The 22489-nt window shown below is 66.5% G+C and carries 23 protein-coding genes (1 of these 23 cut by a window edge); 10 read left to right on the top strand and 13 right to left on the bottom strand.

What is annotated here, in order from left to right:
- Nucleotides 1–1616, top strand: the 3' portion of a protein-coding gene (locus AC6IW9_RS07175; protein WP_497770762.1) for a M23 family metallopeptidase. 421 nt of this gene lie to the left of the window's left edge; the window shows 1616 of its 2037 coding nt (coding positions 422–2037); the start codon falls outside the window, past its left edge; the stop codon is at nucleotides 1614–1616.
- Nucleotides 1617–1619: 3 nt separating this feature from the next.
- On the opposite strand, the gene AC6IW9_RS07170 is transcribed toward AC6IW9_RS07175, so the two are convergent.
- Entirely contained in the window at nucleotides 1620–2201 is a 582-nt protein-coding gene (locus tag AC6IW9_RS07170; RefSeq protein WP_497770759.1) for a hypothetical protein, read from the bottom strand.
- Between the two features lie 44 nt (nucleotides 2202–2245).
- Nucleotides 2246–2485, bottom strand: coding sequence for a hypothetical protein (locus tag AC6IW9_RS07165; RefSeq protein WP_497770757.1), 240 nt, complete (start codon nucleotides 2483–2485; stop codon nucleotides 2246–2248).
- 141 nt (nucleotides 2486–2626) lie between these two features.
- Between AC6IW9_RS07165 and AC6IW9_RS07160 the strand changes: the two genes are divergently transcribed.
- Nucleotides 2627–3664 carry an AI-2E family transporter gene (locus AC6IW9_RS07160; RefSeq protein WP_497770755.1) on the top strand — a complete coding sequence of 346 codons (1038 nt, stop codon included), beginning with the start codon at nucleotides 2627–2629 and terminating at the stop codon, nucleotides 3662–3664.
- A 5-nt stretch (nucleotides 3665–3669) separates the two neighbouring features.
- On the opposite strand, the gene AC6IW9_RS07155 is transcribed toward AC6IW9_RS07160, so the two are convergent.
- The 10 genes from AC6IW9_RS07155 to amoC all read right to left on the bottom strand — a co-directional run bounded on the left by AC6IW9_RS07155 (nucleotide 3670) and on the right by amoC (nucleotide 12281).
- Complete coding sequence (locus AC6IW9_RS07155; protein WP_497770752.1) at nucleotides 3670–3996, bottom strand: hypothetical protein; 327 nt, start codon at nucleotides 3994–3996, stop codon at nucleotides 3670–3672.
- A 49-nt stretch (nucleotides 3997–4045) separates the two neighbouring features.
- Nucleotides 4046–4450 (bottom strand): VOC family protein, encoded by a 405-nt coding sequence (locus AC6IW9_RS07150; protein WP_497770750.1) that lies wholly within the window; start codon nucleotides 4448–4450, stop codon nucleotides 4046–4048.
- A gap of 40 nt (nucleotides 4451–4490) precedes the next feature.
- Entirely contained in the window at nucleotides 4491–5375 is an 885-nt protein-coding gene (locus AC6IW9_RS07145) for an FkbM family methyltransferase (RefSeq protein ID WP_497770748.1), read from the bottom strand.
- 108 nt (nucleotides 5376–5483) lie between these two features.
- Entirely contained in the window at nucleotides 5484–6320 is an 837-nt protein-coding gene (gene gluQRS, locus AC6IW9_RS07140) for a tRNA glutamyl-Q(34) synthetase GluQRS (protein ID WP_497770746.1), read from the bottom strand.
- 16 nt (nucleotides 6321–6336) lie between these two features.
- Complete coding sequence (gene cmk / locus AC6IW9_RS07135; protein ID WP_497770743.1) at nucleotides 6337–6990, bottom strand: (d)CMP kinase; 654 nt, start codon at nucleotides 6988–6990, stop codon at nucleotides 6337–6339.
- The gene (aroA, locus tag AC6IW9_RS07130; RefSeq protein ID WP_497770742.1) at nucleotides 6983–8329 is read right to left on the bottom strand and encodes a 3-phosphoshikimate 1-carboxyvinyltransferase; all 1347 of its coding nucleotides are present in this window, start codon (nucleotides 8327–8329) and stop codon (nucleotides 6983–6985) included. The genes cmk and aroA overlap by 8 nt, the downstream gene beginning before the upstream one ends.
- 202 nt (nucleotides 8330–8531) lie before the next feature.
- Nucleotides 8532–9008 carry a hypothetical protein gene (locus AC6IW9_RS07125; protein WP_497770741.1) on the bottom strand — a complete coding sequence of 159 codons (477 nt, stop codon included), beginning with the start codon at nucleotides 9006–9008 and terminating at the stop codon, nucleotides 8532–8534.
- A gap of 169 nt (nucleotides 9009–9177) precedes the next feature.
- Complete coding sequence (gene amoB / locus AC6IW9_RS07120) at nucleotides 9178–10455, bottom strand: bacterial ammonia monooxygenase, subunit AmoB (protein WP_497770739.1); 1278 nt, start codon at nucleotides 10453–10455, stop codon at nucleotides 9178–9180.
- Nucleotides 10456–10578: 123 nt separating this feature from the next.
- Nucleotides 10579–11349 (bottom strand): bacterial ammonia monooxygenase, subunit AmoA, encoded by a 771-nt coding sequence (gene amoA, locus AC6IW9_RS07115; protein ID WP_497770736.1) that lies wholly within the window; start codon nucleotides 11347–11349, stop codon nucleotides 10579–10581.
- Nucleotides 11350–11504: 155 nt separating this feature from the next.
- Nucleotides 11505–12281 carry a bacterial ammonia monooxygenase, subunit AmoC gene (gene amoC, locus AC6IW9_RS07110; RefSeq protein WP_497770733.1) on the bottom strand — a complete coding sequence of 259 codons (777 nt, stop codon included), beginning with the start codon at nucleotides 12279–12281 and terminating at the stop codon, nucleotides 11505–11507.
- A gap of 1139 nt (nucleotides 12282–13420) precedes the next feature.
- Here amoC and AC6IW9_RS07105 point away from each other — a divergent pair.
- A complete protein-coding gene (locus AC6IW9_RS07105; protein ID WP_497770730.1) occupies nucleotides 13421–13927 on the top strand; it encodes a transposase in 507 nt (168 codons plus the stop codon).
- 319 nt (nucleotides 13928–14246) lie between these two features.
- Here the strand turns inward: AC6IW9_RS07105 and pgi are convergent, their stop codons facing one another.
- Complete coding sequence (pgi, locus tag AC6IW9_RS07100) at nucleotides 14247–15893, bottom strand: glucose-6-phosphate isomerase (RefSeq protein WP_497770727.1); 1647 nt, start codon at nucleotides 15891–15893, stop codon at nucleotides 14247–14249.
- Nucleotides 15894–16142: 249 nt separating this feature from the next.
- Here pgi and AC6IW9_RS07095 point away from each other — a divergent pair, with 249 nt between their 5' ends.
- The 7 genes from AC6IW9_RS07095 to AC6IW9_RS07065 all read left to right on the top strand — a co-directional run bounded on the left by AC6IW9_RS07095 (nucleotide 16143) and on the right by AC6IW9_RS07065 (nucleotide 22480).
- Nucleotides 16143–17180, top strand: coding sequence for an Ntn hydrolase family protein (locus tag AC6IW9_RS07095; RefSeq protein ID WP_497770724.1), 1038 nt, complete (start codon nucleotides 16143–16145; stop codon nucleotides 17178–17180).
- Between the two features lie 185 nt (nucleotides 17181–17365).
- Entirely contained in the window at nucleotides 17366–17662 is a 297-nt protein-coding gene (locus AC6IW9_RS07090; protein WP_497770720.1) for a hypothetical protein, read from the top strand.
- A gap of 59 nt (nucleotides 17663–17721) precedes the next feature.
- Nucleotides 17722–18519: a lysophospholipid acyltransferase family protein gene (locus AC6IW9_RS07085; RefSeq protein WP_497770717.1), complete on the top strand. Its 798-nt coding sequence runs from the start codon at nucleotides 17722–17724 to the stop codon at nucleotides 18517–18519.
- Between the two features lie 133 nt (nucleotides 18520–18652).
- Nucleotides 18653–19966: a tRNA (N6-isopentenyl adenosine(37)-C2)-methylthiotransferase MiaB gene (miaB, locus tag AC6IW9_RS07080; RefSeq protein WP_497770714.1), complete on the top strand. Its 1314-nt coding sequence runs from the start codon at nucleotides 18653–18655 to the stop codon at nucleotides 19964–19966.
- Complete coding sequence (locus tag AC6IW9_RS07075) at nucleotides 19963–21009, top strand: PhoH family protein (protein ID WP_497770712.1); 1047 nt, start codon at nucleotides 19963–19965, stop codon at nucleotides 21007–21009. Before miaB ends, AC6IW9_RS07075 begins: the two co-directional genes overlap by 4 nt.
- Complete coding sequence (gene ybeY, locus AC6IW9_RS07070; protein ID WP_497770709.1) at nucleotides 21006–21512, top strand: rRNA maturation RNase YbeY; 507 nt, start codon at nucleotides 21006–21008, stop codon at nucleotides 21510–21512. Before AC6IW9_RS07075 ends, ybeY begins: the two co-directional genes overlap by 4 nt.
- A 5-nt stretch (nucleotides 21513–21517) precedes the next feature.
- Nucleotides 21518–22480: a hemolysin family protein gene (locus AC6IW9_RS07065; RefSeq protein ID WP_497770706.1), complete on the top strand. Its 963-nt coding sequence runs from the start codon at nucleotides 21518–21520 to the stop codon at nucleotides 22478–22480.
- Nucleotides 22481–22489 lie beyond the last annotated feature (9 nt).

Raw genomic sequence — 22489 nt, 5'->3', positions numbered from 1 at the left:
CGCTGACCCTCGCGCCGACCAGCCTCGCCGACGAGGTGCCGCCGTTCAATCCACTGAAGCTGTTGGCGGATGCACGAAATCCCGCCGACGCCTCGACGGAGCCGGACATCGCCCTGGACGACGCCGAGATCTCCTTCGTCACGCGCGATCTCTTCACGGCCGAGCTCGGCGAGCAGAACGCGGCCCTCACCATCGAAGAGTGCCGCGCGCAGGTCGCCGAGCAGGCGAAATCGCAGCTCGAAGCCGGCCCCAACGCCGCGCTCGCGGCGCCCGGGCAATGGCTGCTCTCGCGCACCAGCCGCGCCTCGCTCGGCTCCCCCGCCCTCGCTTACGCGACGACCGGGGTCACATCGCTCGCCGCGGCGCCCTTCTCCTCGATCGAAGTGCGCATGGTGCCGGAGAATGTCACCATCGCGCCTCGTTCCAGCGCGTCGCAGCCGACACAGATGGACGAGAAGCTCATTGTTCTGCGCCATGGCGAAACGCTCGCCGACGCGCTGCTCGCCAATGGCGCGACCAAGGCCGCGATCGCGGAAGTGGCCGCGGCTCTCGGCGGCCGGCGGATCGAGACGGCGGCGCGCGAAGGGCAGCGCATCAAGCTGCTGTTCGCCGACTTCGACGGGTCCGGCGCCGAGATGCAGCTCGCGCGAATCTCGATCTATTCGGAAGACCGGCTCGAGACCATGGTCGCGGCGACGGATCGAGGCGGCTTTCTGCAGGTGACGGCGCCGACCAATCTCGCCAGGGCCGGCCGGCGCGGCGCGGCGAGCCTCGAGGAGGACGGCGACGACATATCCGACGATTCGGGCGCGATGCGCCTCTACGATTCGCTCTATGAGACCGCGCTGAAGCAGGACATTCCGCGCCCGATCATCAACGAACTGGTCCGCATTTTCGCGAGCGACCTCGATCTGCAGCGCGGAGTCGCGGCCGGGGATTCGCTCGACGTTCTCTATGACGAGAGCGAGGAAGGGCCGGGCCGCGAGGCGCTGCTCTACGCCTCGATCACCAGCCATAACGAGACGCTACGCTATTACCGCTATCAGACCGCCGACGACGGCGTCATCGACTATTACGACGAGAACGGCCGTTCGAGCCGCAAATTCCTGGTGCGCAAGCCGATCGCGGCCGGCGAGACGCGCTCGGGCTTCGGCATGCGGCGCCATCCGCTCCTCGGCTATTACAAGATGCACACGGGCGTCGATTGGGCGGCGCCGATCGGCACGCCCATTCTCGCCGCCGGCAATGGCGTCGTCATGGAGGCCGGCTGGCACAGCGGCTATGGGCGCCGCGTCGAGATTCAGCACGCCAACGGCTATGTCACCGCCTACAGCCATATGTCGGGCTTTGCGCGCGGCGTTCGCGAGGGCGTGCGCGTGCGCCAAGGCCAGGTCGTCGGCTTCCTGGGCTCCTCCGGCCTCTCCACCGGGCCGCATCTCCATTACGAAGTCATGGTCAACGGCCATTTCGTCGATCCGATGCGGGTCAGGCTCGCACGCACTCGCGAATTCGACGGGCGCCTGCTCGGCGATTTCAAGCGCGAGCGGGACCGCATCGACCAGCTGATGGCCAAGGCGCCGAACAATCCGCGTGTCGCGACGCGCCAGGGACGCTGAACCTCACGCCGCGTCCACGCCTCGGCGTGTGGCCGCGTCGTCGCGACGCGACCACAAGGCGACGCCGATCGCCACGACCGCCAGGGCCGAGAGCGCCAAGAGCAGCGCCGCCTGCTTGAACCAGGCCAGCGCCGGCACGGCGGCCGCGAGCGCGAGGCCGAGCACGGCGATATCCGCGGAGACGTGAACGCCGGCGACGAATGTGCCGAGGGCGAGCAGCAGGAGAAGCGCGAGTCCGGTCGCCGGCGCGTTGAGGAAGTTGTTGACGCTCGGCCACAGCAGGATGTTCATCGCCACGAGAAACGCCGCCCAATGCAGGAACTGCGTGCGCGCGATGGCAATGCGCTCGCGCCGGTCGTCCGTCTTGCGCCAGCCGATGACGACACAGGCGACGCCGACGGCGAGCCCCAGGAACTCCCAATAGCCGAACAGCGGCTTCTGCGCGACGCTCGTATAGGCGACGCCGAGGATTGCTAGAAAGAGCACGGCGAGATAGGGTGCCTTCTGCCGCGCCCAGCCGGCGATTCCGGGCAAGGGGTCGGACGAGGCCCGCGGCCGGGAGACGCTCGCGCTATGATCATTCATCGGGGAGCCTCCCGGTCGGGATCATTACGGCTCGCTCCGGCGGCTCACCGCACGGCGGCCGGAGGAACGCGGCGACGCAGACGGAACAGGCTGCGATGCGTCCGCGGCCCGCGCAACTCGCTGCGCGGCCGCATGACGCGCGGCGTATGCGAAGGGCGCACGAACTGACGCTCCTGCGCCTCTGCTGCGGAAGGCGCGACCGTCGCCAGCGGCGCCGCGGCGAGTGCGATCAGCAGGCCGCCGAGCAGCGAGCGGCGCGAAACAGGCTTCGTGGTCTCCGTCATGCGCATTCCTCCAATGAGCGAGCGATACGGACGCGGAATTAGAGCGGCGCGCGGCCGCGGCAATGAGCGTGCAGCGCGAGCGTTCACGATCGCGCTGCACGCTCTACCTTCCGATCGCCGTTGTCGCGCAGGGGAAGGACCATGACGGAAACCGCGAACGTAGCCGGCGCTGCGCTTCTGATATTCCTGACGCTCGTCGCCGCCCATGTCGGGCAGACCGTCGTGGAGCCGATCGTCTTCGCGATCTTCATCATCGCGCTGATCTTTCCGCTGCAGACCGCGCTGGAGACGCGGCTGCCGCGCTGGGCGGCGCTCGCGCTCACCGTGACCGCCGCGCTCGCGGTCGTGATCACGCTGTCCTCGCTGATCGTCTGGGGCGGCGGCGAAATCGTCGATTGGTTCGCCCGAAATCTCGAGCGCGTGAGAACGAGCTTCGAAGCGTCGACGAAATGGCTCGAGACGCATGACATCTTCGTCGGCGCGCTGATCACGGAACATGCGAACGCCGCCTGGATGCTCGGCGTGATCCGAGCGGCGGCGACTCGGATCAATGTGCTCGCGGGCTTCGCGCTCATCGTGTTCGTGTATGTCGTGATGGGCCTCGCCGAGACGTCGGCGCTGAAGAAGAACGTCGCCGCGGCGACGAACGAGGAGACGGCCTCGCGGGTGTTGCGCGCGAGTTCGCACATCGCCCAAAAATTCCGCCGCTACATGCTGGTGCGAACCGCCGCGAGCCTCGCGACCGGCGCCCTCGTCTTTCTGTTCGCGCTCGCGATCGGCCTCGACCTCGCCGCGGCCTGGGGCGTGTTGAGCTTCGCGCTCAATTATCTGCCCTATATCGGCCCGCTGGTCGTAACCGTCCTTCCGGCGCTGTTCGCTTATGTGCAGTTCGATTCGGCGCAGGCCGCGCTGTTCGTGCTCGGCGCGCTCGGCGTCGTTCAGCTCGTCATCGGCAGCGGGTTGGAGCCGATCTTCTCCGGCACGGCGCTGGCGATGTCGCCGACGATGGTCGTCTTCGCCGTGCTGTTGTGGACCTTTCTCTGGGGCTTGCCCGGCGCCTTCATCGGCGTGCCCATCGCCATCGCCGTGCTGACGATGTGCAAGCATTTCCCGTCGACGCGCTGGATCGCGCGGATCGCCGCGGGCGAGGCGCCGCGCAAGGACGGCGAGGAGTCCTGAAACCGTCAGTCGGCCGCCGGCCGAGGCGGATAGGGGAAATCGACGAAGCCGTGCTCGAGATAGACCCTGGTCAACCGGGCCAGGCTCTCCAGCGCTTCCGCCTCCGTGTCGAACCCCGGGCAGCTCAGGGAGCCGAACCGGAACCGATGCGACGTCTCGAGGATCTTGCGATAGGCGTCGACCGTAGCGCCGTCCCAGAAATCGGCTTCGCGAACATGGTCGTGGATCACGACCTTGGTCCCGCCCGCGAGACCGGGGGCGAAGCAATAGCCGAAATTCGCGCGGGCCGAGCCCACCGTCGCGGCGAGGACGACGGAAACGACGAACAGCATCCTCATAGTCGCTGTCTCACGAGAGGAGATCCGAAGGGGAGAGACCGTCTCAACTAAGGTCGGTAAAGGGGTTGTACGCGACTTCCCAGAGAAAACCGTCCGGATCGGCGAAGTAGGCGTGGTATCCACCCCAAAATGCATCCTGAGGAGGTTTCACCGCCCTTGCTCCAGCGCCGACCGCTCGAGCGACAACCGCTTCGACCTGCTCTTTCGAACCGACGTTGTGAGCCAGAGTCACGCCGGCAAAGCCTCCTCCCTCGCCGGACACTGTCGCGTCATCCGCGAGCTTGTCGCGAGGATAAAGGGACAGCCACGAACCGTCCAGCCGGAACAGGACATGATCTTCGCCCTCCGAGTAATCATGCGCCGGGAAGCCGAGGCCGTCTCGATAGAATCGAAGCGATTCGGCGAAGTCGCGCACGCCCAGCGTGACGATGCTGATCTTGGGCTTCATCGCGAACCGCCTTTCGTTCATATCATTGCTCGAAACCGCTTCATCGGAGGCGCCACAGCCATTCGCCGACGCTGGTGAGCCTGGCGCTCCCCGACCAGCGCCCCAGTGTGAGAAGAAGTTCCGCCACGCGGCGAATCGCTGCGGTCGGCCGATGCGACGGGTCGGGCCGAACGGCGCCGAACGGCGCGGCTGCATGCGAGCCCGGCGCGCGCGACGGCTTCGCCACGACCGCATTCGTCGCATGAATATCCTTCCAGCCGAGGCCCTCACGCGCCAGCACCGGGAAAAACTCATTCGCGCTCAGCCATTCGCCGGCCACATCCTCGCCGAAGGGCCCCGCCGAATGAAACGGAAAGCTGTAGGAGACGATTCGGCCGTCCTTCGTCTCGATCGGCCAATCGCGATAGAGCTCGCAGACGCTGCGGCCGTCGACGAGCTTGAACGCGTCGTACGAGCCCTCCGCGACGAGGAGCGCGAACACCTCGACGTCATGCGCCTCCGCGGAAATGTAGGGCGGAAAGACGCCGTTCGCGAAAAGGTCCCGCAGCACGACATGGTCGTAATGCTCGACGTCGATCTTCACATAATGCGGATCGCCGTATTTCCCGACGATGTCGGACGGCGAAGCGGCCGGCAGGCGCGCGCATTCGTAATTGTCGATCACATCGTCGCAGGGCCGCGGCAACTGGCTCAGGACATGGTTCTCATGGTGGATGTAGAAGAGCGTCTCGTGCGTTCCGTCGACGCTCAGAGCGACGTTTTCGACATGCAGCCGGCCTTCTTCGAGCGCGTCCCCAAATCGGCGTTCGATCGTCCGGCACAATGCGGGATTGGCTTCGACGGCCACGACGACGTCGGCCTTTTCGAGAAAATAGGGAATATCGTCGCCATTATTCGCCCCGAAATCATAAATGATCTTCTTCATCACGTCCGCGCTGCTCTCCCGTACAATTCGATCATGGTCCGGTTTCCGTCCCCCCGCAATCCCCGCGGGGATCTCTCACGACTAAGCCGGCGGCGGGCCGTTCCTCAGTCACGCCAAACCGAGGAGTCGCCGCACGTCCATCGGAGTCGCGCCGTCCGCGCGCAGCGTCCGCAGCGGCTCGGAGAGCCGGCTCTTGGCGAGCTTTTTGCCGTCCTCGTCCCGCACCAGCGCGTGATGGCGATAGCTCGGCGCCGGCAGTCCGAGCAGGATCTGCAGAAGCCTGTGGATGCGCGTCGCCTCGTAGAGGTCCCTGCCCCGCACCACATCGGTCACGCCCTGCAGCGCGTCGTCGACCACGACGGCGATGTGATAGCTCGCGGGAATGTCCTTGCGCGCGAGGACGACGTCGCCCCAGGCGGACGGCGCGGCGGCGATCTCGCCGGCCTCGGCCTCGCGCCAGCGCACCTCCCCGCCGACCATCGCCGCCGCCTTCGCCATGTCGAGCCGCAGGCTCGCCGGCCCCGTTCCGCATCGGGCGCCGCGGCAGGTTCCCGGATAGAGCGGCGCGCCGTCGGGATCGCGCGGCCAGTCCGCGCGCGCCTGCGTCGCGCGGGCGATGTCGCCGCGCGAGCAACGGCAGGGGTAGAGCAGGCCGAGCGCGTCGAGCTTCGCGAGCGCCGCGGCGTAATCGTCGAAATGCTCGGACTGGCGGCGAACCGGCTCCTCCCATCGAAGGCCGAGCCAAGCGAGATCCTCGTAGATCGCCTGCTCGAACTCCGGCCGGGCGCGGCCGCGGTCGATGTCCTCCATGCGCAGCAGGAAGCGGCCGCCGGCGCGGCGCGCCAGATCGAAATCGAGCAGCGCCGAATAAGCGTGGCCGAGATGCAGATAGCCGTTCGGCGACGGCGCGAAGCGGAAAACCTTCTGCCTGCCCGATTCGCTCATGCCGCCGCGCCTCGCGTCAGACCTTCCCGGCGAGCGCCAGCCTCTCCTCGACGATCTCGCGGGCGGCGCGATAGGCGGCTTCTATATCGAGGTCCGTCGTGTCGAGCGCGACCGCGTCTGCGGCTCGTTTCAGCGGCGCTTGGGAACGGCCGCTGTCGCGCTCGTCACGCTTGCGCACATCGGCGAGCACCGCCGCATAATCGACCTTCTCGCCGCGCGATGACAGTTCGAGCGCGCGCCGCTGGGCGCGCTTCTCCGCGCTCGCGGTGACGAAGATCTTCACCGGCGCGTCCGGGCAGATCACCGTGCCGATGTCGCGCCCGTCCAGCACCGCCCCTTGCGGGCGCGCGGCGAAACCGCGCTGCATGTCGACGAGCGCCGCGCGCACCTGCGGTATGGCGGCGACGACCGACGCCGCCTCTCCCAATTCGCGCGTGCGCAGCCGCGCCTCGTCGAAATCGGAGAGAGCGAGGCCGCGCGCCGCCTCCACCGCCGCGCGAATGTCGTCGAGCGGCCGGCCGTCGTCCAGGAGAGCGCAGGCGGTGGCGCGATAGAGCAATCCCGTGTCGAGATGCGGCAGGCCGAAATGCGCGGCGAGCCGCCGCGCCAGCGTGCCCTTGCCGGACGCCGCCGGTCCGTCGATGGCGATGACGAGGCCCCGCTCAGGCAAAGCGCGCTCCCAGCCCCTCCATCAGGGCGCGGAAATCGGGAAAGCTCGTCGCGATCATGCGGTCGTCGTCCACCGTCACATCCTGCTCGGCGACGAGCCCCATCACGAGAAAGCTCATGGCGATGCGATGGTCGAGACGCGTCTCGACCACTCCCCCGCCCGGAACGCGCCCGGCGCCGCCTCCGACGATCAGATCGTCCCCGATAATCTCGCATTCGACGCCGTTGGCGCGCAAGCCCGCGGCGATCGCCGCGAGCCGGTCGGACTCCTTCACGCGCAGCTCGGAGAGGCCGCGCATGCGGGTCTCGCCTCGCGCGAAAGCCGCCGCCACGGCGAGGATCGGATATTCGTCGATCATCGACGGCGCGCGCTCCGCCGGCACGTCGACGCCGGCGAGCGCGGCGGAGGCGACGCGAATATCGGCGACCTCCTCCCCGCCCTCGGCGCGGCGGTTCTCCAGATCGACGCGCGCGCCCATCTCCTGCAGCGTCGTCAGCAGGCCGTTGCGCAGCGGATTGATCATCACGCCTTCGATCACGATCTCGGAGCCGGGGACGATCAGCGCGGCCACGAGCGGAAAGGCGGCGGAGGACGGATCGGCCGGCACGCGCACCGGCGCCGGCCGCAGTTCCGGCCGCCCTTCCAGCGTGATCTTGCGCCCATGCGCGCCGAAGGGCCCGCTCGCGACGCGCGCGCCGAAATGGGCGAGCATTTTCTCGGTGTGATCGCGCGAGGCTTCGCTCTCGATCACCACGGTGCGGCCGGGCGAATTGAGCCCGCAGAGCAGCACGGCGGATTTGATCTGCGCCGAGGCGACCGGGGTCTTGTATTCGATCGGCAGGGGCTCGGCCGTTCCGCGCAGCAGGATCGGGCAGCGCCCGCCCTCCGCCTCCTCCAGCACGCGCGCGCCCTGCAAGGTCAGCGGGTCGAGAATGCGGCGCATGGGCCGCTTGCGCAGCGAAGCGTCGCCGTCGAAGCGCGCGGTGATCGGATGGCCGGCGACGATGCCCATCATCAGCCGCGAGCCCGTGCCGGCATTGCCGAAATCCAATGTCCCGCGCGGCTCGAGCAGCGAGCCGAGGCCGGGGCCGCACACGCTCCACCGACCGGGGCCGAGCCGCTCTATCCGCGCGCCGAGCGCGCGGCAGGCCTCGGCGGTGCGCAGCACGTCATCGCCCTCGAGCAGGCCTTCGATCGCCGTCTCGCCGACGGCGAGCGTCCCGAGTATCAGCGAGCGGTGCGAGACGGATTTGTCGCCGGGCGGCCGGCAGCGTCCGGAAAGCGCCTTCGCGCGCGAGGCGCGCAGCGGCGACGCGGGATGTTCGGCGTCCGTTTGCAATTTTCGTTCGATCTCCCGCCGCGGCGCCGTTTCATCCGGCCCGCGCGGCTTCGCGCATATACAACGCGCGCCGCCGCGTCACAAATGGGCGGACGCAGGCGAGAGCGCGAGGGCGCGACCCCATCCCTTCCCCGCCCCCCTTCACGGGGAGATGGCCAGATTCTGCGCGTAATAGAGGATACGCGCAAAGGCTGCACGCTCATCAGAGCGCGGCCGATGATCGGTCCCCGGCCTCGCTCGGCGCCGCCCCTTCGATCAAACGGTCTCGCCAGCGCGCCATGAATGCATCGAAAGACGCCTGATCGGCAAAGATCACATCGGCATGCCACTCGACCGTCCGAATGCCCGCGTCCCAAAGCCGGTTTTCCCGACGCCACCGAAAAGAGGGCCAAGCCGGATTGCGAAAAGCGGGGCTCTCTGGATAATCCGGCGGATGAAGGGAAGGACGGCCCAATAATTCATTCAGCCATTGCGTGATATCGGGCAGAAAAGTACAGCTGAAAAATATGCCGTGGCGCTGGATTCGATGCACATCGCGCAAAATATTTTGTTGAATCAAAGCCAGAGCCGGCGGTTGATCTGTCTCACGAAACTCCCGCAGCACTAAAATTCGAAAGCCTCGGTCCAATATATGCGCCGGAACGGCGCGAACATCCCCGGCTTGTTCGTGCTTGTGCATTGTAATCTCCCTTCGGACGAGGGACCTGCGCGGCTCCGGCCTCGACCAGCCTACGGGAGAGGCGCCTTGCCCCACCGAAGCAAAAAACCCGCCCGGCGAACCGGGCGGGGGCAAGTTCGGGCCGACACGCGGCGAGAAGAGCGAGAACCGCGTGAAGCTCGGATTCAGGTCACAGCGTGGCGCCGGCCTGGAATTTCGGGATCACCGGTCCGCCGACCTCGACGCCCTGGCGCGCGCCGGAGGGAGCGAAGAAGAACAGGAGTCCGCCGAACTGGCTGTCCGTGTCATAGGCGAGATCCGACAGGCGCTCGATGTCGAAGCGGGCGTCCTGCACCAGCACGGTCAGGTCGCGCGTCTCGCCGGGCGCGATCGGCGCCGGATCGCTGACCGAGAGGCCGCGGTCGGCGAGCAGATAGTCGGGGAACTGCGGCCGCGTCGTGAACACTTCCGGATTGAGGAAGCGCAGGCCCGCGGTCGTGAACTCGCCGATCTTCACCGGCTCCGTTCCGCTGTTCGTGACCTCGAGCCTGATCGCGAGTTCGCGGCCGGGCACGGTATAGGAGCCGCCCTTGAACCGGATCGCGACCGACTGGGGCGGCAGACGGATCGGATCGATGCCCTTCAGCAGGCCGGCCTGCATCGGCAGGGTGCGCGGAAAGGCGCTGTTGGCCCAGGCGTAGCCGAAGATCACCGCGAGCATGGTTCCCGCGAGCCACAGTCCGCCGAACTTCTTCTCATTGGCGGTAATGAGCTCGTTGGCCTTGCCGGCCTTCACCCACCAATAGCGCACGATGATGCCCTTGGTCATGAACCAGTAGAGGATCCAGACCGCCGCCGCCGCCATCCACAGGAAGTGGTAGGTGAAGACCCAATTGATCCCATAGGTCTCGAGATCGATCGTCGCGCCATCGAGCAGCGTCACCGGATTGGCGAAGTTCGCCATGTCGCCCTTGATGGTGATCCATTCGCCGGGGCCGACGATCGGTCCGCCGCCTTCGACATTGATCTGCACATGAACGTGGAAACGGCCCTGGCGGCGCGCCTTGAGCACCAGCTTGTACTCATAGTCCTTGCCGACCTCCATCGAGAAGGAGCGCGGCGCCGGCACGGCGCCGACATAGGCGCCCTTGCGGATGAGAACCGGGCCCGGCTCGCCGACATTGAGGAAGGCGACCTCGGGCTTGGCGACCGCCTGCGGCCATCCGGAGAAGACATGCACCTTGCCGGTGAGCACCATCTCCTCGTTCACATCGACTTCGGTCTTCGACCATTTGACGTCGTACCAGTTCAGCGTGCGCATGCGCAGAAAGGCCTGCTGCGAGCGCTCGCCATGCGCCGACGCGGGGCTCGCCGCCAGCAGCGTCGTGGCGGCGATCGCCGCCGCGAGGCCGAAGGCCGCGCGCGCGCTCCTCGCATATTCGGCCAGTTTCCCGAAGAAGGTGGTCATCTTTATTTCTCTCCCCGTGGTCTCGCCTGGTCCCTCCCGAGCGGAAGGGACAGCGCGTTTGTCTCGATCTTCGTCTCGGGAGGCGGTCCGGCTCCGGCGGCCCGCCTCGGTCGCCTCGAGCGGTCAGATGTCCTCTGCCTCGATATATCTCGTGTTGCTGAACCAGGTTCCGATCTTCCACCACAGGAAGTAGATCAGCATCGAGATGAAGGCGGAGAAGAAGGCCGCGACCGGAACGACATCCTTGCCGAAGGTGCGCAGCGTGCCGCGTTCGACCATGCGGATATATTCCGGCGTGCCCGTGCGGACGTAGTTGAAGCCGATGAGATCGGCGAGCGTCAGCAGCACGCCGTCGATCTCGGCGGACTGGTGATATTGCGCGAGGACCGGCCAGTTGATCGGATAGAACAGAAGGCCCCAGCCCATCGAGCCGACGAGCGCCGTCACCAGCCAGCTGCCCGACAGCATCAGCACCACGTCGAGCCAGAAGCCCATGGGGATGAACGCCGAGGGAAAGACCAGATTGATCGGGAAGAAGGTCCAGCCCCAGAAATTGTCATAGCGGTTGATCCATTCGCCGACGAGCAGAGCGAGGCAGGCGACCGTCGCGCCGATCGGCAGGCGGAACTTCTGCCACAGGAAGGACTGCGCCGCGGCGGCGAAGCACATGGCGACGATCGGCGCCACGGTCGGCCACATGCGGCGATCCTTGAAGTCGATCCAGAAATCCCAGTCGCCGGCGAGCAGCATATAGTGGATGTGGAACGAGCCGAGCACGACGGCGAACAGGACGACCAGCAAGATCCAGTCGGTCAGCAGCACGCAGCCGAGAAACTCCTCCTTCGATTTCCATGTTTTGCCGGCAGCCGCGCCGGCCTCTGTCGAGATGGACATTCTTTCTTGCTCCTCGAGATTCTCTTCCCCGGCGCGCGCGCCGGATTTCGGACTTGTCCCCTTCGCCCCTCGGACGCGATCGCTTCGGAAGGAACGGAGAATGCGAGCGGCGGCGCCTCGCCGTCGCCGGCCGCGGTTGTTTCCATCCAGTCGGATCAGAGAGACAGGACGTCCGCCTCATAGTCCTTCGAGAGCTCGATCACGCGATCGAGCACTTGGCAGGCCGTGCCGAACACCGCGAGGGCGAACCAGCCGAAGAACACGAAGCCCCAATGCAGCGGCGCCGTGAACAGCTCTTCCATGAACCAGAACGTATGGCCCCATTCGTTGAGGCCGATGTTCGGGAAAATCATGAACGGGCCGGCGAAGAACAGCAGGAAGGGCAGCGAGATTTTCTTCGCGAACTGCGGAATACGCGTGCGCGCATACATGAAGGCGCCCCAGCCGGCGATGATGTAGATCGGATAGCTGAGGTAGAACTCCAGAATATGGCTCGGCGTGAAGTCCGTGTCGCGAATGACCGTCTGATGCCAGGTGCCGTCCTGCTCGGTGAAATAGGAGGCGCCCCAATAGACGGTGAAGGCGTAGATCGCCAGCCAGCCGACCAGAGTCAGCAGCCGGCGCATCTCCTCGCGCGGCGCGACATTGTCGATGTTGCGGTCGCGGGTCTTCCACAGATAGCCGCCGATGCCGCAGAAGGCGACGAATTCGAGCGGCAGCTCGGTCCACATCAGGTTCAGCCAATAGGTCTGGAACTCGGGCGCGAATGAATCGAGTCCGGCTTTCCAGCCGAAATATTGCTCGTAGATGCGAATGGCGATGTAGAACACGGCGAGACAAATCATCGTCCAATAGGCAGGCCAGTAATTGACAATGGAGTCGCTCTCCGCCGCTCGTACGGCTTCGGATGCTTTCTCGGTCGTAAGGCTCATCCTAGACTTCCTCCTCACAGATCGTCCGTTGGCAGAAATTTTTCCCGCCTCGCTCGGACGACGTTTTTACGTTCCGTGAGCCGGCCGCCCGGGCCACTGTCCACCCGTACGAGGCCGACTCGCGGCGCCCGGCCCTGTCGCAGAATTTCTTTCCATGCGACGCATGTGCTACAGCATTGCTGGAGCAACTGACGACAGTGTCAAAATTGATACTGCGAAATCTTCGTACGTCAACGAACAATAAAGCGATATACATGCGACATTATGCAGCATTTGTTGCATTTTATACTTGATACTGTCATTTATGATGATACATCAATGTTATTTACAATGAGACACGCAGGCATATGTAAGCATTAATGGCTGTATTTTTGAATGATACTTGTATTGAAACGGCGAGATGTCTTTGATCGTAGGAGACATGCGACATCGTGCCGCCCGCAAGCGCTCATTGTGCGCAGCAGAATCTTGGATCAAGAACGATGGGGCGCCGATGGGCCGCAGAGCGGCGCGGCGGCGCCGAAATTCCGAGGCAACAGAGGGAGGAGCTCAGAAAATGCTGCACAAGGCGGAAGAGCTGAAATGGGTCGCGCTGTGGATTCTCGTCACGGTATTCGTGTTCGCTATCTTCATCCCGACGGTCAACCGAGCGCTCAATCTCTGACCTATCGCGCGTGACGCGTCACGTCCCGAACCCGGGCGCGCGCTGCGCGGACCCGGGTTTCTTCATGCGCGATCGGAAGACCCCTCGATCTGCACGGTCATCGTAAGGTACGACTCCGTACCGGCCCGGGCTCCGCTACGATTATTGGACTCGACGATGCGACATTATGTAGCAAGACTAAAGCCCGTTCGAATTTCGACCATGCCCGACGAAATTTTGAACTTTTCTAATTCACGCCGGGTCGACCGAAAGCGCCTGTCCGACGGGGATTTTTTCGTGCAGATTATGAGAGACGACGGTCGCCGAGCGGACCAGAGACCGCGGCGACGGGCTGCAGAAGCGCTCGCGAGCGAAAAATCGAACATTGTGTTCGGTTTTGAAAACATGAGAAAAACTCTTCCAGTCACGGCGCCCGCGCATGGGCCTCGCCGTGACGGGAGCAACCACACGAGCTTTCGCGAGGAGCGCCGAGAAAATGAGTGGGAATATTCTCGAGCCCGACCGCCCCGCCGTGGCGTCGCCGACGACGGCGAACGAGAGAGAGGAGAGACGGAGCCGCCGTCCGGAGGAGGAGCGTCGCCGCGAGGAGATGATTCGCGAGCTGCTGACGCGCGAGGGGGAGCGGCTGTCTCAGGGCGCGATCCAGAATCTGACGCGCGACCTCGGCGTCAGCCGCGCGACCGCCTATCGCATGATCAAGACCTTCCGCACCTGCGGCGCGGTCACCTCGCCCTTCACGCGTCCGGTCGGGCGGCCGAAGGGCGCGCGCGTGCTCGACGCGACGCGCGAGACGCTGATCCGCGACGCCATCGAGAATTTCTATCTGCAGCCCTCGCGGCCGAAGTTCAGCCAGCTCGTGCGCGAGATCAGCAAGCGCTGCCTCAAGGAGCGCCTGCCCGCGCCGAATTGGCGAACCATCAAGGCGCGCGTGCACGACATCGATGTGGAGACGCGCGCGCGGCGGCGCAGCGAATCCGAATAATCCAACGGCTGCAGCGGCAAGGCGCGTCGAGAGATCAGAAGCCGGGCGGCCGCTCGAAGCGGTCCAGAACGATCACGCCGAGGTGGATGCGATCGTCATCGACGCGGAGACCGGCCGCGCGCTCGGCCCCTCGGGGCGATTCGTAAAAGCGCTCGCCGCCGGCGTCGTCCGCGATGCGAGGGCGAGCGACGATCGCCGTCGATTGCTGCGGCTGGGGCGAGCAGTCCGCCGCCGAAACGGCAGCGCTCGACGAGGACGAGGATTTGCGCGGCGCGCTGACGCCCGGGCAAAAGCGCCGATGTGCGAGGCGCGTCGATGATCAGCTCTCCGCCTTCTCCCGGCGCCAGCGAATGAGCCCCGCCGTCGAGCCGTCGAGCCCGTCGAGCGGCGCCGAAGATGTCTCCACGATCGGCGCGAGGCGATTGGCGAGCTCCTTGCCGAGCTCCACGCCCCATTGGTCGAAGGGATTGATGTCCCAGATCGCCGACTGCACGAACACCTTGTGCTCATAGAGGGCGACGAGGCGGCCGAGCGTGCGCGGATCGAGGCGGCGATAGAGCAGCACGCTGCTCGGCCGGTCGCCCGAGAACACTTTGTGCGGCGCGAGCGCCTCGATCTCCGCTTCGCCGAGCCCCTGTGCGGCGAGCAGCGCCTTCACCTCCATGAGCGTTCGCCCGCGCATAAAAGCCTCGCTCTGCGCGAGGCAGTTGGCGAACAGCAGCGCGTGATGATGCGCATCGGCGTCGATCGGCTCGGCGGCGATCAGGAAATCGATCGGCGTGACGTCGGTTCCCTGATGCAAGAGCTGGAAGAAGGCGTGCTGGCCATTGGCGCCGGGCTCGCCGAAGACGATCGGGCCCGTCGCGAATTCCGCGACGCCGCCGTCGCGCGCGACCGACTTGCCGTTCGACTCCATGTCGAGCTGTTGCAGATAGGCGGGAAAGCGCGCGAGGCGCTGGTCGTAGGGAATGACGGCGTGCGCCGCCCTGCCCTCGACATTGCGATGGAACACGCCGATGAGCGCCATCAGCGCCGGAATATTGCGGTCGAGCGGCGCGGCGACGAAATGCGCGTCGATATCGGCGCCCCCGCGCAGGAATTCGGTGAAATGCTCGGGACCGATCGCGATCGCCAGCGAGAGGCCGATCGACGACCATAGCGAATAGCGCCCGCCGACCCAATCCCAGAAGCCGAACACGCGCGACGAATCGACGCCGAAGGCGGCGACCTTGTCGAGCCGCGTCGAGACGGCGGCGAAATGCGCGGGGACCGCCGCCTCGCCGAGCGCCGCGACGACGAAGGCGCGCGCGCTCCGCGCATTGGTCATCGTCTCCAGCGTCGTGAAGGTCTTCGACGAGACAACGAACAGCGTGCGGGCGGGATCGAGCGTCTTCAGCGTGTCGGCGATGTCGGCGCCGTCCACATTGGAGACGAAATGCGTGCGCGGGCCGCCGGCAGTGAAGGGCGAGAGCGCGCGCGCGGCCATGGCGGGGCCGAGATCGGAGCCGCCGATCCCGATATTGACGACATCGGTGAAAGGCTCGCCACGGGCGCCGCGCGACGCGCCCGAGCGGATGGCGCGGGCGAAGTCGTAGACTTTGGCGCGCTCCTCGGCGACGATGCGCTGCACATCCTCGCCGCCGACGACGAGCGGCCCTTGCCCGAGATCGCGCAGCGCCATATGGGCCGCCGCGCGATGCTCCGTCGAATTGACCGTCTCGCCCGCAAATAGCGCCGCGCGCCGCCCTTCGACATCGGCCGCGCGCGCGAGCTCGACGAGCAGGCGCAAGGTCTCGCGCGTGATCCTGTGCTTGGAGAAATCGAACAGGAAATCGTCGAGGGTCACGGAGAAATCCGCGAAGCGGCCGGGATCGGCCGAGAACAGCTCCGTCGTGCGCAGGGCGCGCAGAGTGCGCGCGTGATCCTGCAGAGCGGTCATCGCTTCGAGGACATTCGGACGAGACATGCGCTTCCACCCTATTGGCGAGGTCGAGCGGCGATTCGCTCGTCGACGCCCTATCTAACCCGAACGCGCCCTCCGAGAACATCGCGGGCGCCCGCCCAGCGGCCGAGCCAGCGGAAAGATCAGTCGAGACGGCGCTTCCCCACGCGCATTTTTTCGCGTGGGGCCGCGGAGACCTCGCTTTCCGACTGTTATATGACAGTTGTATGTGAGATTCATATCGCTTTCATGACAACCGCCGGAGGAACCAGGATGCGGCAGATTCCTTTTGTGGATGTGCGGGATGGCGGTCCGATCGCGCATGCCGCGGCGCGCCTCGAGGCCGCCGCCGCGCTGCGCGACGCCTGTCTCGCGCCGGCGCCGCGCTGGAGCCACGTATGCCTCGCGCCTCTCGACCATCTCGCCGCCGCCTGGCTGCGCAAATCGGCGTCGCTCTACCGGCGCGACCTCGAGCGAGTAGCCGAGATCCTCGGGTTCCATGGCGCCGTCGCGCTCAACATGTCCTATCTCTTCGCCTGCACGACCTCGGCCTATCTCGCGCCGGGCGGCGTCCCGGCGTTGCGCCGCTCGCTGGACTGGCCGTTTCGCGGCCTCGGCCGCGGCGCCGAGATCGCCTGGCAGCAGGGCCCGGCGGGCGGCTTCTACAACGTCACCTGGCCCGGCGCGGTCGGCGTGCTGACGGCCATGGCCCCCGGCCGCTTCGCCGCCGTCGTCAATCAGGCGCCGATGCGCCGCCGCCGCGACGGCGTTCTCACCTTTCCCTTCGATTTCGCGCTCAATCTGCGCGACGCGCTGGCGCAGGAGAACGGCTGGCCGCCCGACCATCTGCTGCGCCTCGCCTTCGAGAGCTGCGCGAGTTTCGAGGAGGCGGTCGCGCTCCTCTCGCGCGAGCCGCTGGCGCGGCCGGTGCTGTTCACGCTGACCGGAACGGCTCGGCACGAGATTGCGCTGATCGAACGCACCGAACGCGAGGCGCGTGTGCTGCGCGGCCCGATCGTCGTCGCCAACGACTGGCAGGAGCCGGCCGCCGGCTGGCGGGCGCGCATGGGCCATGACAACAACGAGGCGCGCAAATCCGCGCTGCGCGCGACGCCGGCCGTGGCCCCTCCTTTCGCCTGGGCGGTTCCGCCCGTGCTCAACCATACGACGCGGCTCGTCGTCGAAATGTCGGCGTACGGCGCGGGCGAACTCTCGGCGCGGGGCTATGAGTGCGCGCCCTGGCGGCGCCTGCCGGAGCCGGCGACGCAGGATTTTCGCCTCGCCGACGGGGCCGACGCGATCGCGGCCTGATCGACGACTTTCGACGATCCTTTCGCGGCCGCTCTCCCGGGCGCGCGCCGACGCATTGCCGAGCGCCGGCGCCGCCCCAACTAGGCGCGTCATCTCACCGCGATCTCCCCCCAACCCAAAGCGAAGGGGTCGTCATGCTCGGGCAAATGAAAAAATCGCGCGCGCTCCCTCTCGGAAAGCGGTCTTTGGCCGCTGTCGCCATCCTCGCGCTGGGCGCGCTCGCCGCGCCGCCGAGCCATGCCGGCGGCGGCATGATGGGCGGCCAAGGCGGTGGGGGCTGGGGCGGGTCCCCCTATGGCGGCGGCGGAGGATGGGGGCCGCGCCACGGCGGGCGCTCCGGCTATTCTGGCGTCGGCCGCTGGCAGGACTGCCACAGGTTCAACGCGGCGTCGCGAGCGGCCTTTCGACACGGCGATTACGCCCGCGGCAACGCTCTGCAGGACCGGTTCTACAATTGTATGAGGTCCCGCTGGATCGACTGACGCCCCGGCGCCTCGTCGCTCTGTCACGAAACTGTCGTTCGCGCGTTGAAAGAAAGGCCATGGCCTATCTACGCGCGATCGCTTTCGTCCTGGCGATGACCGGGGCGTTCGTCTTCTTCGTTCCCGTCCAATGGCTGGCGCGCCGGCGCGGCTGGGCGATTCGCCACGGCATTCAGACCGGCTTCTGCCGGACCATGTGCGCGATCATCGGCATAGAGGTCAGCGAACAGGGGCGGCCGCCGGGAGCGACGCCGCGCTTCGTCGTCGCCAATCACGTTTCCTGGACCGACATCATTGCTCTCGCCAGCCGCTATCCGCTCGTTTTCCTCGCCAAGCGCGAGGTCGCCTTCTGGCCGGTGCTGGGCTTTCTGGCCCGGCTGCAGGGCACGATCTTCGTCGACCGCGGCAACCGTAGAGCGATCCCCATCGTCAACGCCGCCCTCGCCGAGAGGCTCGGCCGAGGAGAGGACATCGTCGTCTTCGCCGAAGGGACCTCCAGCGACGGCTCCGGCGTGCTGAAGTTCAACGCCTCGCATTTCGCCATGCTGGCCGGGCTCGCCGAGGATGGCGAGGCGCCGATCCTCGCCCCGGCGGCGATCGTCTATGCGGAGAAGAAGCCGCGGAGCGGCCGCCGGTTCGACGTCGGCTGGTACGGCGACATGACTTTTCTTCCACATTTGTGGAGCCTGATGAGGCGCGGCGGCGCAAAATGTCATATATTATGGGGTGAGGCGGTGGACCCGCGCGCAGGCGACCGCAAGGCTCTCGCCCAGGCGACCGAGCAGCGTGTGCGCGCGCTCCTGGAAGGCGGCGTTGCAGGCCGCGCCGAGCAGGGTAAAATCGCTCCGAAGGAATGAGCACACGGCCTCGAGGAGAGCTGACATTTCCGATACCGCCGCGAAAACCCTCGCGCCTCTCCCGCTCGCCGCAAGCGCGAGCGGGACATTGCCCGGGCGAACGAAAGCTTTCGTCAAATCATACGGCTGCCAGATGAACGTCTATGACGCCGAGCGCATGACGGATCTGCTCGCGGGCAGAGGCTATGGCGAAGCGGCGAGTGAGGACGACGCCGATCTCGTGGTGCTCAATACCTGCCATATTCGGGAGAAAGCGACCGAGAAGGTCTATTCCGAGCTCGGCCGGCTCGCGCGGCTCAAGGCCGAGCGCGGCGCCGAGGGCCGCGATTTCCGGATCGTCGTCGCCGGCTGCGTCGCCCAGGCCGAGGGCGTCGAGGTGCTTCGCCGCCAGCGGGCGGTCGATCTCGTGGTCGGCCCGCAGAGCTATCATCGCCTCGACGAATTGCTGACCCGCGCCGAGGCCGGCGAGCGACTGGCCGAGACCGATTTCGCGGTTGCGGAAAAATTCCACGCGCTGCGCCGCGCGCCGATTCCGCGCGGCGTGACGGCCTTCGTCACCGCGCAGGAGGGTTGCGACAAATTCTGCACCTTCTGCGTGGTTCCCTACACGCGCGGCGCGGAAGTGTCGCGCTCCGTCGCCGAGATCGTCGCCGAGGCAGAAGCGCTCGCCGCCGCGGGCGTGCGCGAGATCACCATCATCGGCCAGAACGTCAACGCCTTCCGCGGCGTCGAGGAAAACGGCGCGCCGTCGACCCTTCCCCGCTTGCTCGAACGTCTCTCTCGTATCGAAGGCGTCACGCGCCTGCGCTACACCACGAGCCATCCGATCGACATGGATCAGGAGCTGATCGACGCCCATGCGTCTCTTCCGATGCTGGCGCCCTTCGTGCATCTTCCCGTGCAATCGGGGTCGAATCGCATTTTGAAGGCGATGAACCGGCGCCATGACGCGGACTTTTATCTGGACATCGTCGCGCGGCTGCGCGCGGCGCGCTCCGATATTGTGCTCTCCTCCGATTTCATCGTCGGCTTTCCGGGCGAGACCGAGGACGATTTCGAGGCGACGCTCGACCTCGTCCGCGCGGTCGGCTTCGCGTCGAGCTTCTCGTTCAAATATTCGCCACGGCCCGGCACCCCCGGCGCCGAGCGCGACGATCAGATCGCCGAAGAGGCCAAGGTCGAGCGGCTCGCCGTGCTCCAGGCCCTGCTCGAGGAGCAGCGCCGCGAATTCAACGCCGCCACGGTGGGACGAACCGTCGAAGTGCTGTTCGAAAAGCCGGGCCGGCACGAAGGTCAGATCGCCGGCAAGAGCCCCTATATGCAAGCCATGCATGCGGCCGGCGGCCCCGAGCTGATCGGCTCGCTCCTGCCGGTGACGGTTCTCGCCGCCGGCTCCAATTCGCTCGCCGGACGCATCGGCGAGCCCATGAGGGAGGCCGCCCTGTGAGGCTTCAGCGCGAGCCACGGGTCTACGAGCAGCCGGACGCGCCGCGTCCCGGCGAGCCGGAAGCCGAGATCACGCTCGCCTTCGAGGACAATCGCTACGCCTCGCTGGTCTTCGGCCTCTATGACCAGAACCTCGCCAAGATCGAGCGCAAGCTCGACATCGCCTGTTTCGCCAATGGCAATCATGTCACTTTGAAAGGCCGATCCGAGGCCTGCGAGCACGCCAGGCGCGTGCTGGAGATCCTCTATGGCCGCGTGCAGCAGGGCCAGAGCGTCGGGCTCGGCGATGTCGACGGCGCCATACAGGAATGCGCCCGGCAGGGGACGCTCTTCCCCGACGCCGACGCCGGCCGCGCCGTCTTCGAGCAGATCTCGACGCGCCGCCGCGGCCCGGTGCGCGCCCGCAACCTCGCCCAGGACCTCTATCTTCGGGCCTTGAAGCGCTTCGAGCTGGTTTTCGCCGAAGGTCCCGCCGGCACGGGCAAGACCTGGCTCGCCGTCGGCCACGCCGTCTCTCTGCTCGAGCAAGGCGTCGTGGAGCGGATCATCCTGTCGCGCCCGGCCGTCGAGGCCGGCGAGCGGCTCGGATTCCTGCCCGGCGACATGCGCGAGAAAGTCGACCCCTATCTTCGCCCGATCTACGACGGGCTGCACGATTTCATGGACCCGCGCATGGTGGAGCGCGGCATTCAGACCGGCATGATCGAGGTCGCCCCGCTCGCCTTCATGCGCGGGCGCACCCTCACCAAGGCTTGTATCCTGCTCGACGAAGCGCAGAACGCCACTTCGATGCAGATGAAAATGTTTTTGACCCGTTTAGGCGAAGGATCGCGTATGATCGTCAATGGCGACCCTTCGCAGACCGACCTGCCGCCCGGCCAGAAATCCGGATTGAGCGAGGCGATCGCCCTGCTCTCGAAGATCGAGGGCGTCGGCCGGGTCAAATTCGCCGAGGGCGACGTGGTGCGCCACGACCTCGTGCGGCAGATCGTCGGCGCCTATGAGGCGGCCGGCCGGGAGAGGGCAAAGCCTCGGGAGCCATGAGCCTTTCCATCGACATTATCGTCACGGCTTCCTGCTGGGAACAGCAGGCGGGCCTGGACGAGCTGACGCAGAGTACCGTGCGCGAGTGCGTCGCCCTCTCGGCGGCGCCGCTCGCGCAGGACTGCGAGCTGAGCGTCAATTTCACCGACGACGCGACGATCCGCGAATTGAACGCGCAATGGCGCGGGATCGACAAGCCGACCAATGTCCTCTCCTTCGAGACGCCCGGGCCGCTGGCGAGGCGCCTCTCGCTCGGCGACATCGTGATCGCCCGCGAGACGACGGCGCGGGAGGCGGAGGAGCAGGGCAAGAGCTTCGACGCGCATCTCACTCATTTGATTGTTCACGGATTTCTGCATCTGATCGGCTACGACCACCAATCGCCGCGCGAGGCCGAGGAGATGGAGGCGCTGGAGCGCCGCATCGCGGCGTCGCTCGGCCTCGCCGATCCTTACGAAGGCGCCGAACTCGTGGGCGGGCCTTCCATTCGAGGGAACCGCTGAAGACTATGTCCAGGATCGATAACGGCGAGCATGCGGGTTCGCGTCGCGGCGAGCCGCGGATCGGCATCGTCGATCGTCTGCGCGCCCTGATCGGCCTCGGCACCGTCTCGGTGCGCGAGGACATAGAGGAGGCGCTGGAGGACTCGACCGGCGACGTCACGCCGCACGAGCGCGTGCTGCTGAAGAATGTGCTGGCGCTGCATGATCTGCGCGTCGCCGACGCCATGGTGCCGCGCGCCGACATCGTCGCCGTGGGGCAGGACGCGACGCTCGGCGAGACTTTGGCCCTGTTCCGCAACGCCGGCCATTCGCGTCTGCCCGTCTATGGCGACACGCTCGACGATCCGCGCGGCATGATCCACATCCGCGATTTCGTCGATTATCTCGCCTCGCTCGCCGAGCGCGCGGAGCCGGCGACAGCCGGCGCGCCGGCCGCCGAGCCGCAGGAACATGCGCCGACCGTCTCGCTCGCCGCGATCGATTTCTCCGCGCCGCTCTCGACCATCGACGTGCTGAAGCCGGTTCTCTATGTGCCGCCGTCCATGCCGGCGCTCGATCTCTTGGTGAAAATGCAGGCGACGCACACGCATCTCGCTCTCGTCATCGACGAATATGGCGGCACGCACGGCCTCGCGACGATGGAGGACATCGTCGAGATGATCGTCGGCGACATAGAGGACGAGCACGACGTCGACGAGGAGCCGCGCATAGAAACGGTGTCCGAGGGCGTCTATATGGTCGACGCCAAGGCCGATCTCGAAGACGTCTCGCGCCGGCTCGGCGTCGATTTCACGCCCGAGGACACCGGCGCGGAGGTGACGACGCTCGGCGGCCTCGTCGCCTCGCTCGCCGGCCATGTGCCGATGCGCGGCGAGATCGTGCCCGCGCCGGTCGAGGGCTGGGAGTTCGAGATCGTCGAGGCCGACCCGCGCCGCGTCGCGCGGCTCCTGGTGCATGGGCCGAAATAGCGCACGACG

The sequence above is a fragment of the Methylosinus sp. shoA genome, assembly GCF_059718125.1.
The sequence above is the reverse complement of the archived record's forward strand: the minus strand, read 5'-3'. Positions and strand labels throughout refer to the sequence as shown.

Bases quoted from the DNA above. Each gene is read 5' to 3' on its own strand.
- ybeY (WP_497770709.1), top strand. From the start codon at position 21,006: ATGAGCCTTTCCATCGACATTATCGTCACGGCTTCCTGCTGGGAACAG.
- gluQRS (WP_497770746.1), bottom strand. From the start codon at position 6,320: ATGAGCGAATCGGGCAGGCAGAAGGTTTTCCGCTTCGCGCCGTCGCCG.
- amoC (WP_497770733.1), bottom strand. From the start codon at position 12,281: ATGAGCCTTACGACCGAGAAAGCATCCGAAGCCGTACGAGCGGCGGAG.
- AC6IW9_RS07155 (WP_497770752.1), bottom strand. From the start codon at position 3,996: ATGCTGTTCGTCGTTTCCGTCGTCCTCGCCGCGACGGTGGGCTCGGCC.
- AC6IW9_RS07165 (WP_497770757.1), bottom strand. From the start codon at position 2,485: ATGACGGAGACCACGAAGCCTGTTTCGCGCCGCTCGCTGCTCGGCGGC.
- AC6IW9_RS07170 (WP_497770759.1), bottom strand. From the start codon at position 2,201: ATGAATGATCATAGCGCGAGCGTCTCCCGGCCGCGGGCCTCGTCCGAC.
- AC6IW9_RS07095 (WP_497770724.1), top strand. From the start codon at position 16,143: ATGCGGCAGATTCCTTTTGTGGATGTGCGGGATGGCGGTCCGATCGCG.
- AC6IW9_RS07065 (WP_497770706.1), top strand. From the start codon at position 21,518: ATGTCCAGGATCGATAACGGCGAGCATGCGGGTTCGCGTCGCGGCGAG.
- AC6IW9_RS07145 (WP_497770748.1), bottom strand. From the start codon at position 5,375: ATGAAGAAGATCATTTATGATTTCGGGGCGAATAATGGCGACGATATT.
- AC6IW9_RS07160 (WP_497770755.1), top strand. From the start codon at position 2,627: ATGACGGAAACCGCGAACGTAGCCGGCGCTGCGCTTCTGATATTCCTG.
- AC6IW9_RS07085 (WP_497770717.1), top strand. From the start codon at position 17,722: ATGGCCTATCTACGCGCGATCGCTTTCGTCCTGGCGATGACCGGGGCG.
- AC6IW9_RS07150 (WP_497770750.1), bottom strand. From the start codon at position 4,450: ATGAAGCCCAAGATCAGCATCGTCACGCTGGGCGTGCGCGACTTCGCC.
- pgi (WP_497770727.1), bottom strand. From the start codon at position 15,893: ATGTCTCGTCCGAATGTCCTCGAAGCGATGACCGCTCTGCAGGATCAC.
- miaB (WP_497770714.1), top strand. From the start codon at position 18,653: ATGAACGTCTATGACGCCGAGCGCATGACGGATCTGCTCGCGGGCAGA.
- amoB (WP_497770739.1), bottom strand. From the start codon at position 10,455: ATGACCACCTTCTTCGGGAAACTGGCCGAATATGCGAGGAGCGCGCGC.
- AC6IW9_RS07105 (WP_497770730.1), top strand. From the start codon at position 13,421: ATGAGTGGGAATATTCTCGAGCCCGACCGCCCCGCCGTGGCGTCGCCG.
- amoA (WP_497770736.1), bottom strand. From the start codon at position 11,349: ATGTCCATCTCGACAGAGGCCGGCGCGGCTGCCGGCAAAACATGGAAA.
- AC6IW9_RS07125 (WP_497770741.1), bottom strand. From the start codon at position 9,008: ATGCACAAGCACGAACAAGCCGGGGATGTTCGCGCCGTTCCGGCGCAT.